General features: G+C 38.5%; 18 protein-coding genes and 1 pseudogene. 3 read left to right on the top strand and 16 right to left on the bottom strand.

The features are described 5' to 3' along the window. Window positions 1–16 precede the first annotated feature (16 nt). Window positions 17–922 carry a DMT family transporter gene (locus tag RUH74_RS09900; protein ID WP_313800138.1) on the bottom strand — a complete coding sequence of 302 codons (906 nt, stop codon included), beginning with the start codon at window positions 920–922 and terminating at the stop codon, window positions 17–19. Window positions 923–1035: 113 nt separating this feature from the next. On the opposite strand from RUH74_RS09900, the gene RUH74_RS09905 reads away from it, so the two are divergent. Together RUH74_RS09905 and RUH74_RS09910 are read left to right on the top strand one after the other, a co-directional pair. Next, window positions 1036–2439, top strand: a complete 1404-nt coding sequence (locus RUH74_RS09905) for an aminotransferase-like domain-containing protein (protein ID WP_313800139.1) — start codon at window positions 1036–1038, stop codon at window positions 2437–2439. Between the two features lie 13 nt (window positions 2440–2452). Next, window positions 2453–2976, top strand: a pseudogene (locus RUH74_RS09910) (DinB family protein). Window positions 2977–3153: 177 nt separating this feature from the next. Here the strand turns inward: RUH74_RS09910 and RUH74_RS09915 are convergent. The 14 genes from RUH74_RS09915 to RUH74_RS09980 form a co-directional block, all read right to left on the bottom strand. After that, complete coding sequence (locus RUH74_RS09915; RefSeq protein WP_313800140.1) at window positions 3154–4629, bottom strand: protein adenylyltransferase SelO; 1476 nt, start codon at window positions 4627–4629, stop codon at window positions 3154–3156. Window positions 4630–4772: 143 nt separating this feature from the next. Then, on the bottom strand, window positions 4773–5540 hold the full coding sequence (locus RUH74_RS09920) for an N-acetyltransferase (RefSeq protein ID WP_313800141.1): 768 nt from the start codon (window positions 5538–5540) through the stop codon (window positions 4773–4775). Between the two features lie 164 nt (window positions 5541–5704). Continuing rightward, on the bottom strand, window positions 5705–6430 hold the full coding sequence (locus RUH74_RS09925) for a CoA-transferase subunit beta (RefSeq protein ID WP_313800142.1): 726 nt from the start codon (window positions 6428–6430) through the stop codon (window positions 5705–5707). Next, window positions 6427–7260, bottom strand: a complete 834-nt coding sequence (locus tag RUH74_RS09930; RefSeq protein ID WP_313800143.1) for a CoA transferase subunit A — start codon at window positions 7258–7260, stop codon at window positions 6427–6429. Before RUH74_RS09930 ends, RUH74_RS09925 begins: the two co-directional genes overlap by 4 nt. 41 nt (window positions 7261–7301) lie before the next feature. Next, window positions 7302–8633: a CoA-disulfide reductase gene (locus RUH74_RS09935; RefSeq protein WP_313800144.1), complete on the bottom strand. Its 1332-nt coding sequence runs from the start codon at window positions 8631–8633 to the stop codon at window positions 7302–7304. A 109-nt stretch (window positions 8634–8742) separates the two neighbouring features. After that, window positions 8743–9027, bottom strand: coding sequence for a EutN/CcmL family microcompartment protein (locus RUH74_RS09940; protein ID WP_313800145.1), 285 nt, complete (start codon window positions 9025–9027; stop codon window positions 8743–8745). Window positions 9028–9042: 15 nt separating this feature from the next. Next, window positions 9043–9708, bottom strand: a complete 666-nt coding sequence (locus tag RUH74_RS09945) for a phosphate propanoyltransferase (protein ID WP_313800146.1) — start codon at window positions 9706–9708, stop codon at window positions 9043–9045. Between the two features lie 22 nt (window positions 9709–9730). Further along, on the bottom strand, window positions 9731–10006 hold the full coding sequence (locus RUH74_RS09950; RefSeq protein WP_053476390.1) for a BMC domain-containing protein: 276 nt from the start codon (window positions 10004–10006) through the stop codon (window positions 9731–9733). Window positions 10007–10055: 49 nt separating this feature from the next. Further along, window positions 10056–10331: a BMC domain-containing protein gene (locus RUH74_RS09955; RefSeq protein ID WP_313800147.1), complete on the bottom strand. Its 276-nt coding sequence runs from the start codon at window positions 10329–10331 to the stop codon at window positions 10056–10058. A gap of 23 nt (window positions 10332–10354) precedes the next feature. Beyond that, window positions 10355–10732: a BMC domain-containing protein gene (locus RUH74_RS09960; RefSeq protein WP_313800148.1), complete on the bottom strand. Its 378-nt coding sequence runs from the start codon at window positions 10730–10732 to the stop codon at window positions 10355–10357. Continuing rightward, a complete protein-coding gene (locus tag RUH74_RS09965) occupies window positions 10729–11019 on the bottom strand; it encodes a BMC domain-containing protein (RefSeq protein ID WP_313800149.1) in 291 nt (96 codons plus the stop codon). The genes RUH74_RS09960 and RUH74_RS09965 overlap by 4 nt, the downstream gene beginning before the upstream one ends. Before the next feature lie 14 nt (window positions 11020–11033). Further along, complete coding sequence (locus RUH74_RS09970; protein ID WP_396229970.1) at window positions 11034–11354, bottom strand: BMC domain-containing protein; 321 nt, start codon at window positions 11352–11354, stop codon at window positions 11034–11036. Window positions 11355–11363: 9 nt separating this feature from the next. Continuing rightward, window positions 11364–12938: an aldehyde dehydrogenase family protein gene (locus RUH74_RS09975; RefSeq protein ID WP_313800151.1), complete on the bottom strand. Its 1575-nt coding sequence runs from the start codon at window positions 12936–12938 to the stop codon at window positions 11364–11366. A 17-nt stretch (window positions 12939–12955) separates the two neighbouring features. Beyond that, entirely contained in the window at window positions 12956–13744 is a 789-nt protein-coding gene (locus RUH74_RS09980; RefSeq protein WP_313800152.1) for a class II aldolase/adducin family protein, read from the bottom strand. A gap of 340 nt (window positions 13745–14084) precedes the next feature. On the opposite strand from RUH74_RS09980, the gene RUH74_RS09985 reads away from it, so the two are divergent. Next, a complete protein-coding gene (locus RUH74_RS09985; protein ID WP_313800153.1) occupies window positions 14085–14846 on the top strand; it encodes a DeoR/GlpR family DNA-binding transcription regulator in 762 nt (253 codons plus the stop codon). A gap of 55 nt (window positions 14847–14901) precedes the next feature. On the opposite strand, the gene mtnA is transcribed toward RUH74_RS09985, so the two are convergent. Next, the gene (gene mtnA, locus RUH74_RS09990; protein ID WP_313800154.1) at window positions 14902–15972 is read right to left on the bottom strand and encodes an S-methyl-5-thioribose-1-phosphate isomerase; all 1071 of its coding nucleotides are present in this window, start codon (window positions 15970–15972) and stop codon (window positions 14902–14904) included.

Here is a 15972-nt window from a genome sequence, read left to right on the forward strand (position 1 = left end):
CAAGAAAAAAGGATTTTCATCCATTTAATCTGATGATTTTTAACCGCCTGAGTGTTTGAAAATTCGCCAATATTGTACCTGCTATAATTGTCATTGTTCCAACCGCAGTTAACCAGGTAATATGTTCGTTATAGAAAATAGCACCTACTACAACTGCAATAATAGGCGAGATATATTGCCATGTAGAGGGGAAAATAGGATTTGTTCTTGCAACTAGCCAATAATAAATACTGTGTGCGATCATTGAGCCAAAGACAATTAAATAGACGAGCGACCCAATTGAAGAAGGTCTCATATCGTAATCAAACTGTCCCCTTTCAGTAAGGAAAGATAGAATGAATAGCAATAGTCCTCCATACATCATTTGAATAGCATTGAGTGCAATTGGAGATGTTTCTAGAAATCTACTCATTACGTGTTTTGAATAAATTGTACCGGCTGAATAAAAGGCTGTCCCCAGAACGACTGCCAAACAGCCATAAACCCAATATACATTTGTTTTGATTATAAAAGTAGGGAGCAGTAAGAGGAATACACCTATCATCCCCACCATACAGCCAAGGCTCGATAATAGATTTCCTTTTTGTTTCAGAAAAATAGTTTGTATGAACAGGATCATCATTGGACCTGCAGCAGATAAAACTGCAGCAACACCTGAGGTTACATATTGCTCAGCCCAATATAATGTAGAAAATGTGCCAAACGTTAAGCATACTCCAATCAAAACCATCTCTTTTCGAAATACCATTTTAATAGTTGCTTTCCTTCTCCAAATCATAATGACAAATAAGATGAAACCTGCAGTAAAAAAGCGAAACCCTGCTGATAAAAATGGTGGTAATCCTGAATCCACTCCTAATTTTATTGCTAAAAATGTTGTCCCGAATATGAGACACATTAATAGATAACTAATAATAACCATGTTAATTCCTCCTTTTTACATATCATAAAAGGAAGTGAGTAGAACAGTTGAAATGAAATAGACCAGTTACTCATGTACTGTGATAAAATGAAACCAAATAAGGGGGAATCGATGTGGGTAAAGTTACCGCCAGGGAAGATTTTCTTTTTAACCAAGTATACGATTTCGTGTTAAACCGAATCGAATGCCAAGAATGGAATGAACATGAAAAGCTCCCTTCCATAAGACAGTTAGCAGTTGAATTAAATATCCATCGATTAACTGTATTAAAGGCATATAAACTGCTAAAGAAACATAACAAGATATATGTTAAGGATAAAGTTGGCTACTATGTCCAAGCAAAAGAGACGGGAATAGATAAATACATAAATCACCCAATTGTTTCAGCCTACGCTCAAAAAAGTTCATTATCTGAAATCCACCAATCACAAGTCGAGAATAACTTTTCTCAAGCTTTAATTGATCCAAATTTATTGCCGAATCACTATTTATCCGACTACGTAAAAAAAGTATTTGACCTATACCCGAAGCTTTTAGCAACTTACTCGAACGTAAAAGGGGATGATGAACTTCGTGAATCACTCGCCAACTATTTTATCTTGCAATATAAAACAGTCATTTCTGCAGAAAATCTATTAATCCTTTCTGGCGCACAACAGGGCATTCACCTTATTGCACAAACGTTCATTAAGCCTAGGGACAAAGTTCTATTCGAACGGCCGAGTTATAGTGCGGCAATTGATATTTTCAGAGTAAGAGGAGCACAAATTTTGACTGTAGATATTACTCCGGATGGATATGATTTAGGGCAAGTAGAACAATTAATGAGGCAGCATAAACCAAGATTGTTTTATCTTAATCCTACCTTCCACAATCCAACTGGTTATACCGTACCAGCAGCTCAGCGAAAAGAGTTAGTCCAGCTAGCGGAGCGATACCACTGTCTTTTAATCGAGGATGATGCATATCATGATATTTATTTTGATCAAAAGCCTCCACTTCCAATTTATACCTATGATACGTCTGGTATAGTCATCTATATCCGTAGTTTTAGCAAATACATTTCCCCTGGATTGCGGATAGCGACGATCATATGTCAGCCTGCAGTAATGAATTCACTTATTTCCGTTAAAGCATTAACAGATAACGGCTCACCTCTGCTTAATCAAAAGATTTTTCTTCATTATTTTACTTCGGCTAGATTACAACAGCATTTAGATAAACTTCGAATTGCGCTTCAAATTAGAAAAGAAATAATGGAGGAAGAATTAGCCAGCACTACTTGGCAATGGAACAGCCCTGGCGGCGGACTGAATTTATGGGTTCACCTTCCTGACAATCAGTCTACTGAAAGACTGTTAAATAAAGCGATTGGGAATTCCATTTCTTTCATACCTGGTCACATCTGTGATCCGATTAAAGCTCCTTCATCATGGATGCGACTGAGTTATTCATATATAAATGAAAAACAAATTCGAGAAGGAATAAAAAAATTGACTCAACTAACTGACTATTGAAAGGAGTCTAGTCATGAATTTTAATTTGGAGGAAGCAATCGAGGTATTGGAAAGAACACCACAAGCATTAACATTTTTTTTAAGTGGTTTATCAGATGAATGGCTGCAATGCAACGAAGGAGACGGAACGTGGACTGCCCTTGAAGTTGTTGATCATCTGATTGAAGGAGAAAAAAACAATTGGATTCAAAGAGTCGAATTAATTCTTCATGAGGTGAAAATAAAACCTTCCCTCCATATGACCGGTTTGCACATTTAAATAAAGAGTCGAATGAACCGTTGCCAGAAAAACTGCAGGAATTTAATTCTTTAAGAACACAAAATATTTCAAAACTAAAAAGTCTAGTAGATCCTGAAAAGCATCTCGAATGGTCTGGTATACACCCGGTATTTGGCCAAGTAAAGTTAAGAGAAGTGATTTCCACTTGGGTAACTCATGATTTAACCCATATTGCTCAAATTGTACGAGTAATGGCCAAAAGATACGGAACAGATGTTGGTCCTTGGATAGAATATTTAAGTATATTGAAAAAATAGAATTGAAATAAGAAAAGCGCAAGCGCCTTGGCCGAACAAACTGGAAGGCCCGGTTCTTTCGTAAAGCAGACACAATGAGTGGAGCGAGTTGATGTCGACTTATCGTTGGGAGGAACCTCAAGTTTGATAGGCGATGGCTGCTTGCGCTAAACAATTCTCTACTCCAAAGTCCAATAATTAAGTACCGCAAAATGTTCGGTATGGACGATCAGATGGTGCAGGCAAAGTACAATATTCTGCTTGCTTTTCTGTATGTTCATATGGATTTGACAAGACTTCAAGAAGCCGTTCCATGACACTATAATCGCCCTCGTTCACTGCGGCATCGAGTGCTTCCTCTACCCTATGGTTACGAGGAATCACTGCTGGATTTGATTCCCGCATCAACTGATAGGAGGCTTCCTTTGATTCTTGCTGCCTTTGCAGTCTTCCCTGCCATAACTCTACCCATTGACTAAATTCATCCTTGCCAAATAAATCTAAAGCCTTATGTCGATCAAATGTCAACGCACGAAAGGTATTCGTAAAATCTGCTTCATATTTGTCCATCATAGTAAAGAGGTCTTTAACAAGCGATTCATCCTCATCTTCCTTATTAAATATCCCAAGTTTTGCTCTCATTCCTGTTAGCCAGTTTGTTTGATAAAGCACAGTAAATTGAGCAATCGCATCCTGAGCCATTTCAATTGCCTGTTCCTCTTTTTCATGGAGCAACGGTAATAAGGTTTCAGCAAATCGCGCAAGATTCCATGAAGCGATATACGGCTGATTTCCATACGCATAGCGTCCTCTTGTATCGATCGAACTGAATACCGTTGCTGGATTATACGTATCCATAAAAGCACACGGACCGTAATCAATCGTTTCTCCGCTTATACTCATATTATCAGTGTTCATCACCCCATGAATAAAACCTACTGACTGCCACTTGGCAATGAGCTTTGCCTGGCGCTTGATCACTTCTACTAGAAGAGAAAGATAACGATTTTTACTTGAAGCAATTTCCGGATAATGGCGATTAATTGTATAATCTGTGAGGATTTTGAGATTTTCCTCGGTACTCAATTTAGCCGCATATTGAAAAGTTCCAACTCGAATATGGCTAGATGCCACTCTTGTTAAAATTGCACCCGGTAAATCCGTTTCACGGATGATTGACTCACCTGTTGTGACTACTGCTAAACTGCGTGTCGTAGGAATTCCAAGTCCGTTCATAGCCTCACTTATGATATATTCCCGCAGCATTGGTCCTAGTGCTGCCCTTCCATCCCCGCCACGGGAATATGGCGTTCTGCCTGAACCCTTCAACTGAATATCGAATCGATCACCTTTATGCGTAATCTGCTCCCCTATCAGTAAAGCACGCCCATCCCCTAACATTGTAAAATGCCCAAATTGATGTCCTGCATATGCTTGAGCAAGGGGTGATGCATTTTCAGGAAACTGGTTTCCAGCAAACATCGATATGTTGTCTTCTGATTGTAATTTCTTTATATCTAGTCCTAATGACTCTGCCAAAGAACGGTTAAGAATCACAAGCTTTGGATCACGTACAGCGTTTGGGCTCATACTGGAGTAAAATGAATGAGGCAGTCTGGAATAACTGTTGTCAAAATTCCAGCCCATTTCATTTTTTTCGAATTGTTCTTCCATCGTATTGATTTCCCTTCCACATTCGATTTTTATATTTCTTTATTATACCCTTCTCTAATAGTTATGACCCGCCCTTATTATTAATAATAATTAAAGGACTTCAAGTAACTGAAGCCCTTTGCCCCTTTCCTTTTCATATATGTTTATTTTGAGTCTTCTTCCAATAGGTTCGTTAGTAATTTTTCAAATTTGTTCGGACTGATTATTTCGTGTGTGATAAATACCCCATTATAGAACAGACCAAACGTTGTCCATATTGTTGGTGAATTTTGGGCTTCTTCTTTAGTTGTAATCCTGTACGTTTTAAACGATACATTTTTTCTCTCTGCTATATTTCTTAAATCATCTATGATACCAACAGCAAATGGACATTGTGCTGTGTAGTATACGGATATTCCAACATGATCTGATAAAGTATTTACCTTTTTAATAAAAGAAGGAATCACAGCTTGTTCATTCCACTTCAGTGCCACTAATTGAAAATAAGGATCTGCACAGTCTACTGCCTCAAATCCCATATGTTCAAAAAATTGTTTATCACTTAAATACGGGTATTTTTTCTGGCCAACGATATGTACGATCCCATCCATCCCGCGATTCATTGCATCTTTTTTGCAATCACTTAACAATTGCTTTGCATACCCATTATTCTTATATCTGCCAGAAACCCATAAACAGTTAATATACATATAATTTGGAGCATGAATAGGAACCCATGCCATTTCTGCAGGTAAATATTCTATAAATACTTTTGCACGTTCATCTAATCGAGTAAAGACCAATCCCTCATTCATTCGGTCTCTTAGCCATTGCTTCTTTTCATTAACTGCCTTTTCATATTGTTTTGCCCCTAAGGCACAGCAAATATGTTCGTTTTCGATCATGCTTTTTGTCATTTCAACCATCCTCATATTTATCCTCCTCCTTGGAAGTTAAGGTTTTATTAAAATGATATGTATTACAATTATAACGCGAACATATTATTTCTCATATATAGATAGAAGAACGAATGTGCAAAATAATTAAAATGAAAAGAGATCTTCCTGATCGTAAAGAACATGAAGATCTCTGCTTATTAAAATTCAATTGAACGATAATCATACGGGTCAATTTTCTTCAGTATTGCAAGCTCTTGATTCGTCGGTACAGGCGTATATTTGATCTCATCATATATCAGCTCAAAGCCAGTATTGTCCCTTACTTCTTCTATGCTTGATGTCGGATGAACGCTCTCAAGATGCAGTTTTCCATTACGGTATTCAAAAATACACAGAGGCGTAACAATTCTCCATAAATTCCCTCTAGTAGTTGTAAAGTCAACCTTTTCTACGAACGTCCTTTTGTCATGCTTGACTCTCCAAATGATTGCTTTTTTTGCCGTGGGGATAAGGACTGCACTGCCTGCCCCACCAGGGAGTCTGACTTTAGGTTTATGATAGTCACCAATAACCGATGCATTCACATTCCCATTTAGATCAAATTGAATCCCACCAAGAAATGCAACATCTAGCTTTCCCCGCATAGAGAGGTCAAATACTTCTTCTAATGGAAAATATGCTTCAGCCGTTCCTAATAAATCAGCACCTGCAGATGAATAAGATGCCTGTTTGATTGAACCTGGATTTACACCTCCAGGAATGTTTAAATGTACTAAGTCCGGTGCATGCATCGATTTAGCTAACTTCATAGCAACCATTGGCAAATGAGAAGAGACACCGTGGAAGACCGTTTCATTGTCTTGAAGCATATTGGAAATGCAGCATGTCATGATGTCACTAACCCTATATCCTTCAGTCCTCATAGTCGTCTTCCCATCCTTTCTCCTAAGTAATCCTTTGTTTCATAGGCTTGCAAGTAACCATTAATCTCTTTCTTGCTACTCATTTTTAAAAACGAAGCTACCGATTTATCGTCGACTTCATACCTTTTATAACACGAGGCAGGGGCTGCTCCATTTGGGACGTGAACAATGGAATCAACTAAAAATCCTGGAATATCTATTCGATCTGCGTTTAGTTTGATCCTACTCCCAGGAACGATTTGTTCAGTTGTTAGTATTACTTTTCTAGCTGCTCTGCTTAAAAGGATGTCTTCAAACTTAGGGCCATAAATGATGGCATTCCCTTTTTCATCGCATTCATGTACATGAATAATAGCGACATCAGGTACGATCGATTTTACTAGAGTAATTGGTTCGCCACTAAACGGATCTTCTACAACCACAAAATAATCATTTTTTACTAGTAAATCACCAGCATTAAGCCCTTTTACAGGCATAAATGGCACATTCATCGAAGCTCCCCGGAGCGCACAAATAACCGTATAGCAAGCATGTTCATTTCCTTTAATTTTCCCTGATTGTACACCTTGTCGATAATGGTTAGCTAATCCGTATTTCGTCTCATAGCTGACAAATCCTGCATCCACTGATTCTACGCAATCCATAGCACATAATAAATCGATATCCTGAGCTCCAGCCGTTTTCACTAGCTTTAAAGACTTTTTATTTTGCCGGGCTATCTCTCGAACAGCTGCCATTGGAGCTCGGTGAAGAACATTTCCTCCAAAAGAAATGGTATCCCCGTCATTAATAAGGCTCACTGCTTCCTTTAAACTTTTAACCTTTTTCATATTGGCCACCTCCATTGTTAAGGTGTCATTTTAGTCTAGTTTTATTTTACTGCATTACAAGCGATATGAACTGCATCCCATACACCCGCAAATGGAGGTGCATAGACTAAATCAGTCATGCCTAATTCATCAGCAGTCATTTGATTATGGATTGCAACAGCAAAAATATCGATTCTTAAAACAGCTCCCTTATTCCCAATCGCTTGTGCTCCAAGAATCCTTCTTGATCTCTTTTCACAGATTAGCTTTATCCATATCGGGGTTTGATTTGGGTAGTAACCTGGATGGTCAGCACTTTTCACAAAAACAGTTGTATAATCTATCGCTAATTTCTTTGCTTCTTCTTCTGATAGACCCGTTCTGCCCATTTCTAGGTCACATACTTTGATCGCTGCACTGCCAAGTGTTCCTACATATTTGTTATGCTGGCCAGCTATATTAGAACCAGCGATCCGTCCACATTTATTGGCGTTAGTTCCCAGAGGAATATGTGTATTTTCCTCCATTACTTTATGATAAACCTGTGCACAATCCCCAGCAGAATACACATCTTGAATATTCGTTCTCATCTCTCTATCAATAATGACTGCACCATTTTCGCCTAAAGCGATGCCAGAACCCGCTAAAAACTTTGTTGCTGGCTTAACACCTATAGAAAGGAGGACTAGATCCGCCCGATATGTACCTTTATCTGTTTGTACTGCCTCAACTTGCTGCGAACCAATAAAGGCTTCTACCTTTTCAACGAGATTTAACTCAACCCCGTGGTTAACTAATTCCTCTTCGGCAAGGTCGGTCAATTCCTTATCGAAAGTTTTTAATATCCTGTCTGAAAGCTCAATTACTCTTACTCTTTTCCCCTGTCTAATCATCGCTTCAACTACTTCAATTCCGATATACCCGCCACCGACAATGACTACATCTTGAATCTCCGGCTGTTCTGTAATTTCCTTTAAGCGAATGCCATCTTCTAATGTTTTCAACCCGTATACATTCTTCATCCTGACACCTGGAAATGGCGGGACAATAGGGATTGTTCCAGTAGCAATCATCAGTTTGTCATAAGTATCAATAAAAAGCTTGTTGTTAACAAGATCCTTAATCATCACCTGTTTCTTTTCAGGAACTACCTTAACGACCTCGTGCTGCAGGAAAATCTCCATACCCATTTCCTCAAATTGTTCCTTTGTTCTGGCAATCATTTTTGTATAATCATCATTTTCTCCAGAGACATAGTATGGAAGTCCGCATGCTCCATATGATAAATGTCGGCCTTTTTCATAAACAACAATTTGCGCATCTTTCTGCATTCTTCTAAGTTTAGAGGCAGCAGACATACCAGCTGCTACCCCTCCGATAACTAATAACTTCATAAGCTCGCGTCTCCTAAGGTCAATTTGCACTCTCTACGTTTCCAAAATGAGCGATTTTTTCATCTCTTTGGTCCGTGTAGGCGAATCTAATAACTAGGACCTTGGTTTATTATTCATGTTTACGATCTACTTTACTCATAGGAATAGCCGGTTTCTCATCAATGAGTCCCACAACAAGAGCGTCAATTGGCGTTTCTTTAATTAAGGCATGTTGAGCAGCTTGTCCCCTAGCAACTAAAACAAGTTCTCCTTCTCCGGCTCCAAGTTCATCCGCTGCGACAAAGCAGTCTTCCTTACTGCCAAAGCAAGGCTGAATCACTAAAAGCTTGAATCCTTGCAAGCTATCATATTTTCTTGTAGAAACCACCCTGCTAATTACTTCGCCGATAATCATCCTTGTGAACCTCCATTAATCAGCTATTATTTTTAGCCACTCATTTCCTTTTAAATCAAAAGCATTTGCATCATCTGTATCGATATGCATGTCCAATGCATATCGATTATTCACTCTGATTGTGACCTGCCTCATTACCCCACCCTTAACTCCTTCGACAAGGACAGACACCTTTTGTTTATCCTTCACGCCATATTCGTCCGCATCTTTTGGGGTCATATGGATATGCCGGTCAGCAATAATGCATCCTTCTTGAAGGGAGATGGAACCTATTGGCCCAATTAGCGTAATAGCAGCAGAGTCTGCAATATTCCCAGAATTTCTTACAGGCGGGTTTACGCCTATTTTTCTTGCATCTGTACGTGATATTTCTACTTGGGTATGTTTTCTTAGTGGACCAAGCACCCGAACATTCTCGATTGTTCCTTTTGGTCCTTTTAAAGTTACTTTTTCATTACATGCATATTGTCCAGGCTGGGATATTTCTTTATATTTCGTTAGTTCATATCCTTTGCCAAATAATATCTGAACATGCTCTTGCTGAAGATGAAGATGTCTTGCCGAAATACTAACCGGCACATGAGTTTTACTTTCCCTTTTGATCAGTCGATGACTTTCAAGCTCTTTTACTACTAATCTAGTAATGTTTTCTATCAGCTCAGATTGGTTCGTGTTATTCAACGTTCTTCACCAGCTTACTTTCTTACTTTAAAAACGGAAGTAATTTTTCAACATCTGCATGTGGTCTTGGAATCACATGAACGGCTACGAGTTCGCCTACTCTTTGTGCTGCTTCAGCACCAACTTCAGTAGCTGCTTTAACTGCCCCAACTTCACCTTGTACGATTACAGACACTAATCCAGAACCAATTTTTTCACTGCCGACAATCTCAACATTCGCTGCTTTAAGCATCGCATCCGCCGCTTCAATTGCTGCTGTTAATCCTTTTGTTTCAATGATTCCTAAAGATTTGCTCATTTTAAATCCTCCTAAGGTTCGTTTTTTTTGTTTTCCATTTATTATGATCTTATTTTAAATTTGGAAGTAATTTGGAGACATCCCCATGCGGCCTTGGAATAACATGAACTGCAACAAGTTCTCCCACTCTTCCAGCTGCTTCTGCTCCAACCTCTGTTGCTGCTTTTACAGCACCGACATCACCTTGTATAATAACAGAAACTAACCCTGAACCAATTTTTTCACTGCCAACAATCTCTACATTTGCCGCCTTAAGCATCGCATCTGCAGCCTCAATTGCTGCTGTTAAACCTCTTGTTTCTATAATTCCTAAAGATCCATTCATGTTAAATCCTCCTAAACAATATTTTATTTTTCCTTCTTAGATGTCTTTTTTTTACCTTTTGAATTTTCTGTTTTCACAGACTCCAATTCAGAATCCTCCACTGCCACATTTGGTTGTGAAGAGACTATGTATTTCATAATTTCTGAATGGGGATTAGAAATGACAAGTGCCATTTTCAAAGGGTTATTCACTTTATTTTCTGCTGCTCGCTGAGCTGCTTGAACAGCAACATCCACATCAGAAAAACTTCCGCCAACAATTAAAGTAACCAGTCTTCCACCTAAGTAATTTTCACTAGCAAGCAATTCTACATCTGAAGACTTACACATCTGATCCAATAATTCCATTGCGACAGTAAAATACTGTGTTTCAACTACCCCTAATGCTTCGTAATTTTTCATTCCTTCTCACCCTTTTCTTCGGGATCAAGCAGTCTTTCAAGACCGGGGTAAGGCCTCGCAATTACCTTCATCGCAATTACTTCCCCATGTTGATGAGCTGTTTCCGCCCCAAGCTGCAATGCTTCCTTAACCGAGGCAAGATCTCCCTTGATAATGATCGTAATCATTCCTGAGCCGGTACGCTTCATATCGTGAAGTTCTACAAAAGCTGACTTAACCATTGCATCTATACAAGCTGTAGCAGTGACAAAGCCAATGACTTCGATTAGACCAAAAGATCGATACATTCCCCTGCACCTCTTTATTTGCGTTTTACTTTTCCAATTGTAAGCAGCTTCGCTATTTCTTCCATTGAAGAAGGGATAAGATGAGTGAGAATATCTCCATCACCGATATATTTTCTTGCTTCGTTTTCCGCGACTTCTAGGGCCACTTTTACTGCGGAGATTTCCCCGCTGAATTTCACCTGGACAACTACTGGTATAGAGGCTTGATCACCGTTTTTAGGATTATTTACATCAATACCTTCAATGGTTACATTTGCTGCTTTACAAGCTTTGTCCATTGAAGCAAGTGCGATGCTATAGCCTTGAACCTCTAAAAACCCAACTGCTTTTGACAATATGCTCACCTACCCTATGATTCGGAATCCACCTTCTGCTAATACACATCTTCTTTGTCTTGTAAATGTCTTTGCGGATGTAATTCCTTCACCCGTAGGACCCGCAATTGTCATGGTTGTATGTCCCTCACCACCGAATCCAACACCTGCCAAAGAAGAAGCATTCTTGACAAATATGGTCGTTTCAATTGCTCTGGCAAACTTAGTTAAATGATCTACATTCTTTGAGTGCATAATAGCTGTATGTCTATTGCCATGTTCAGCCAGAAGAGCCATTTCAATTGCTTCATCGAGATTCCTAACTCTGACGATCGGAAAGACTGGCATCATTTGTTCTAGCTGTACAAATGGATGATCAAAATCCACTTCACAAATTAAAAGCTTAGTATCTTCTTCACCAGCTACTCCTAATTGTCTAAGAAAAGAGACTGCATCCTTTCCTACCCATTCCTTCGAAACATGATATTCACGTTTATTATCAAGTGAACATCCACTTGCTTCTTGATGAACATTTTCTTCGAGTGCAAAACTCATTAATTTTGATAGTTGCTGTTGATCAAGCATGTATGCGCCTTCATTTAACATATGGAAAATTAAATCATCTGCTACGGAGTCAATAACAAACAATTCTTTTTCCGCTATACATAAAAGGTTATTATCAAAGGAGGCACCTTCGATAATACTCTTGGCAGCTTGTTTTAGGTCAGCTGTTTCATCCACAATGACTGGTGGATTTCCTGCCCCTGCTCCAATTGCCTTCTTCCCTGACTGTAATAAGGTCTTGACCATTCCAGGTCCGCCAGTACCAACTAGTAATTTGACTTTTGGACTTTCTATGATTCTATTAAGTGTTTCTAAAGTTGGGGCTTTCACCATCGATACAAGGTTTTCTGGACCTCCAGAATCTTTTATTGCTCGATTAATAAGGTTCACTACAAACGCACAGGATGCTTTAGATGAGGGATGAACGTTAAAAACAACTGCATTGCCGGCTGCCAATAAACTTATAGAATTATTAACAATTGTTTCAGTTGGATTCGTTACTGGTGTTACTGCACCTACTAAGCCAAATGGCGCCTGTTCTACAATGGTTAAGCCCTCATCTCCTGAAAATGCAGCTGTCGTTATGTCTTCTGTGCCTGGTGTCTTGCTGGCAACAAGTTCATGCTTTGCAATTTTATCTTCGTAACGACCCAGCTTTGTTTCTTCAAAAACCATCTTGGCTAATTTTTCTTTATTTTCAATAACTGCTTCTCGAATCGCAGCGATTATTTTTTCTCTATCCTTTAGTTGAAACTGCTTTACATAATTCACTTGGGCAATGTAACCTGCTTCAATAGCATCTTCTATACGGTCAAAAACACCATTGTCACCTAATGCACGTACTTGATGTTTTGGTTCTGCCAGATTTTGCTCTTGTGATAATGGCAGAACTCTCTTCATCTGGATTGGTTTCGGTGTTTTCGTATTGTCATTGGAATGAAGTTCTGGATGTCCTGGATTCTGTTCGGAAATAGATTCAATATTTTGCAGAACTGATTGGATAATTTTCTGAATATCCTGCTCCGACATATGTACTCCCATAGTTCCTCCTCCTCATACTATTTCATATAATTGTTTAGGATCTCTTCAGTTACCTTTCGTACAATACTCTCTATCACTGCATCTTTACTGTTTTCTAGCTTAGATTTTTCCATTTCTAATTCACATTGTGGTACACCGCCAGTTTTTATCCCCATTGATTCCCGAATGTTAATTAAATCTGAAATTTGCGAACAGCTTAGTTCGTTCGCTTTATTAATAATATTATTTGAATACATAAGCATTAGCGCATAGTGCTCAAGAGATTCCATTCGGTAATATGCTTGTATTAAATCTGATCCCCAAGTAAGCGCTCCGTGATTGGCTAATAGCACCGCATTATAATCTTTGCAATAAGGTGCAATGGAATCTGGAACTTCTTGTGTCCCCGGAGTTGCGTACGGAGCAACCGGAACCGTTCCTAGAAGTACAACAGCTTCCGGTGATACTGGTTTATCAAGATTAATCCCAGCAATTGCAAACGATGTTGCTACTGGTGGATGAGCATGGACAACCGCATTCACTTCTGGATTTTCATTGTAAACTCTTAAGTGCATTTTTACTTCCGAAGAAGGCTTCATTTTCCCAGATATCACTTTACCTGAAAGGTCCATCTTCACCATCATATCTGGTGTCATAAACCCTTTACTAACCCCTGTAGGAGTAGTCCAAATTGTGTTTGGACCTACCTTAATAGAAATATTCCCATCATTAGCCGCTACAAAATTCTTATTATATATTCTTCTGCCAATCTCACAAATTAGCTTTTTCGCTTCAAAATCAGAATAGTATTTTTGTTTCTCTATCATTAATTACAACTCCTTAATCTTACATACAGTCTATTTCATCATTCCCCTAATCCGTTTAGGTTCGTTTATGAGCTCTTGAAACAGTCATATTTATGTTCTTTTACTACTTATAATTTTCTTACTAATTTGTGGTTTTGTCAAATATTATTTTGGTTTTATAGTTATTTCTTGTTGTATTTTATTGCAGTTTTACAAAAAACCAACTCACACATGTAATAAATGCTTTTTTTCATACATATTCATCTAAAAATAATCCTTTATTTTCTTGGAGTGAATGTATTTAATCCCACATAATATGGTATAATTTTTTCAACAAACAAATAAAATTAAGGAGAAAATCATGCTTCCAATCGCACGTAAGAAAAAAATAAAAGAAATCATTCTTGAAAAAAAGAGCGTGACTGTTGCTGATCTTACAAGCCAGTTTAATGTGACTGAAGAGACGATTCGCAGGGACTTGAAGCAGCTTGAGGAGGAAGGTGTTTTAAACCGAACGTATGGCGGAGCATACATATCTGAAGGCGTTCAAAACGATGTCAATGTTAATTTGAGAGAACATATACATGTGGAAGGAAAAAAGAAAATTGCCGCGAAATGTATTTCTGCTATCAAAAATGGCGACTCGATATTCTTAGATGCTTCCACCACTTCCTTAGTCATTGCTAGCATGCTCGAAGACAAAAAATTAACAGTTGTGACAAATTCCCTCAAAGTGATCAACACGCTTGTTGAAAAACCGAATATTAATATCGTTGTCATTGGAGGAACTTTATCTCCTACTTCGCTATCAAATACAGGAAGAAGCTCAGAATATACGTTAAATCATTACTTCTTTGATACGGCGTTCATTTCGTGCCGCTCAGTTAGTATGCAGCATGGCATTACAGATTCAAACGAGCAACAAGCAGGGATCCGGAAACTAGCTGCTGAACATGCAAATAACGTTTACCTTATTGCTGATTACACAAAATTTGATAAAACATCCTTTGCAAGAATTTGTGATTTTGATAAAATTCATCATGTAGTAGTAGACAAAACACTTTCGTCAGAATGGAAACAATTTTTAAAAGAACAAAACGTTACTCTTCATGAATGTAAGTAAACTAAATAAAAATAATTTAAAAGGGCCGAGGTAATTACCTCAGCCCTTTCACTTTTCACTTATTGTTTTTGAACATTTTTGGAAGAGATTCATTAAATGGCGCATAGGCAATGCCGTTTTCAGTAATGATCCCTGTTATTAAAGAATGATCTGTCACATCAAAACACGGATTATATGTCTTTACATCTTTTGGCGCCATTGGTTTTTTATACCATTTACTCGTAATTTCTTCGGATGGTCTTAATTCGATGTCAATATCGTCGCCAGTTTTACATGCTAAGTCTATCGTGGAGAGCGGCGCACACACATAAAAAGGAATATTATAGTGTTTAGCTAAAATAGCCACCCCAGAAGTTCCAATTTTATTCGCAGTATCTCCATTCTCAGCTACCCGATCACAGCCAACAAGAACTGCTTGGATTTTTCCTTCCTTCATAACGATAGACGACATATTATCACAAATCAACGTCACATCTACTCCTGCTTGCTGCAGTTCCCAAGCAGTTAGGCGTGCACCTTGAAGTAAGGGCCTTGTTTCATCCGCATATACTTTAAAATCATAACCCTTTTCTTGCCCTAAATAAATCGGAGCTAACGCGGTACCATATTTAGCTGTTGCAATTGTCCCCGCGTTACAGTGAGTTAGAATGCCCCATCCCGGCTCCAATAATGAAAGTGCATATTGCCCGATTGATTCGCAAATTTCCTCATCTTCTGCCCGGATTAATTCTGCCTCTTCCTTTAGTGCTGCCTTTACTTCAGCAACTGTTTTTCCTTCCTCTTTTTTAAATCGATCATCCATTCGATTTAACGCCCAGAAAAGGTTAACAGCGGTAGGTCTTGAGGAAGCCAAGTATTCTTTTACCTTAGTAAAGTCACTATAAAGCTCCTCATACGTATTTGCAGTTGACTTCTTCGTACCTAGGTAAACACCATATCCTGCAGCAATCCCAATCGCAGGAGCCCCTCTCACCTTTAACTGATAGATTGCATCCCAAACATCTTCCATTTCCTTCAATTCTAGAAAGACCGTTTCATTCGGTAGTACTGTTTGGTCTAAAAGAATTAATGTACTGTTTTCATCATCCAATTTAACTGATTGTATTACTTCTACTGGATTTCCCAT

Source organism: Cytobacillus sp. (assembly GCF_032154635.1).
Classification (GTDB): Bacteria; Bacillota; Bacilli; order Bacillales; family Cytobacillaceae; genus Cytobacillus.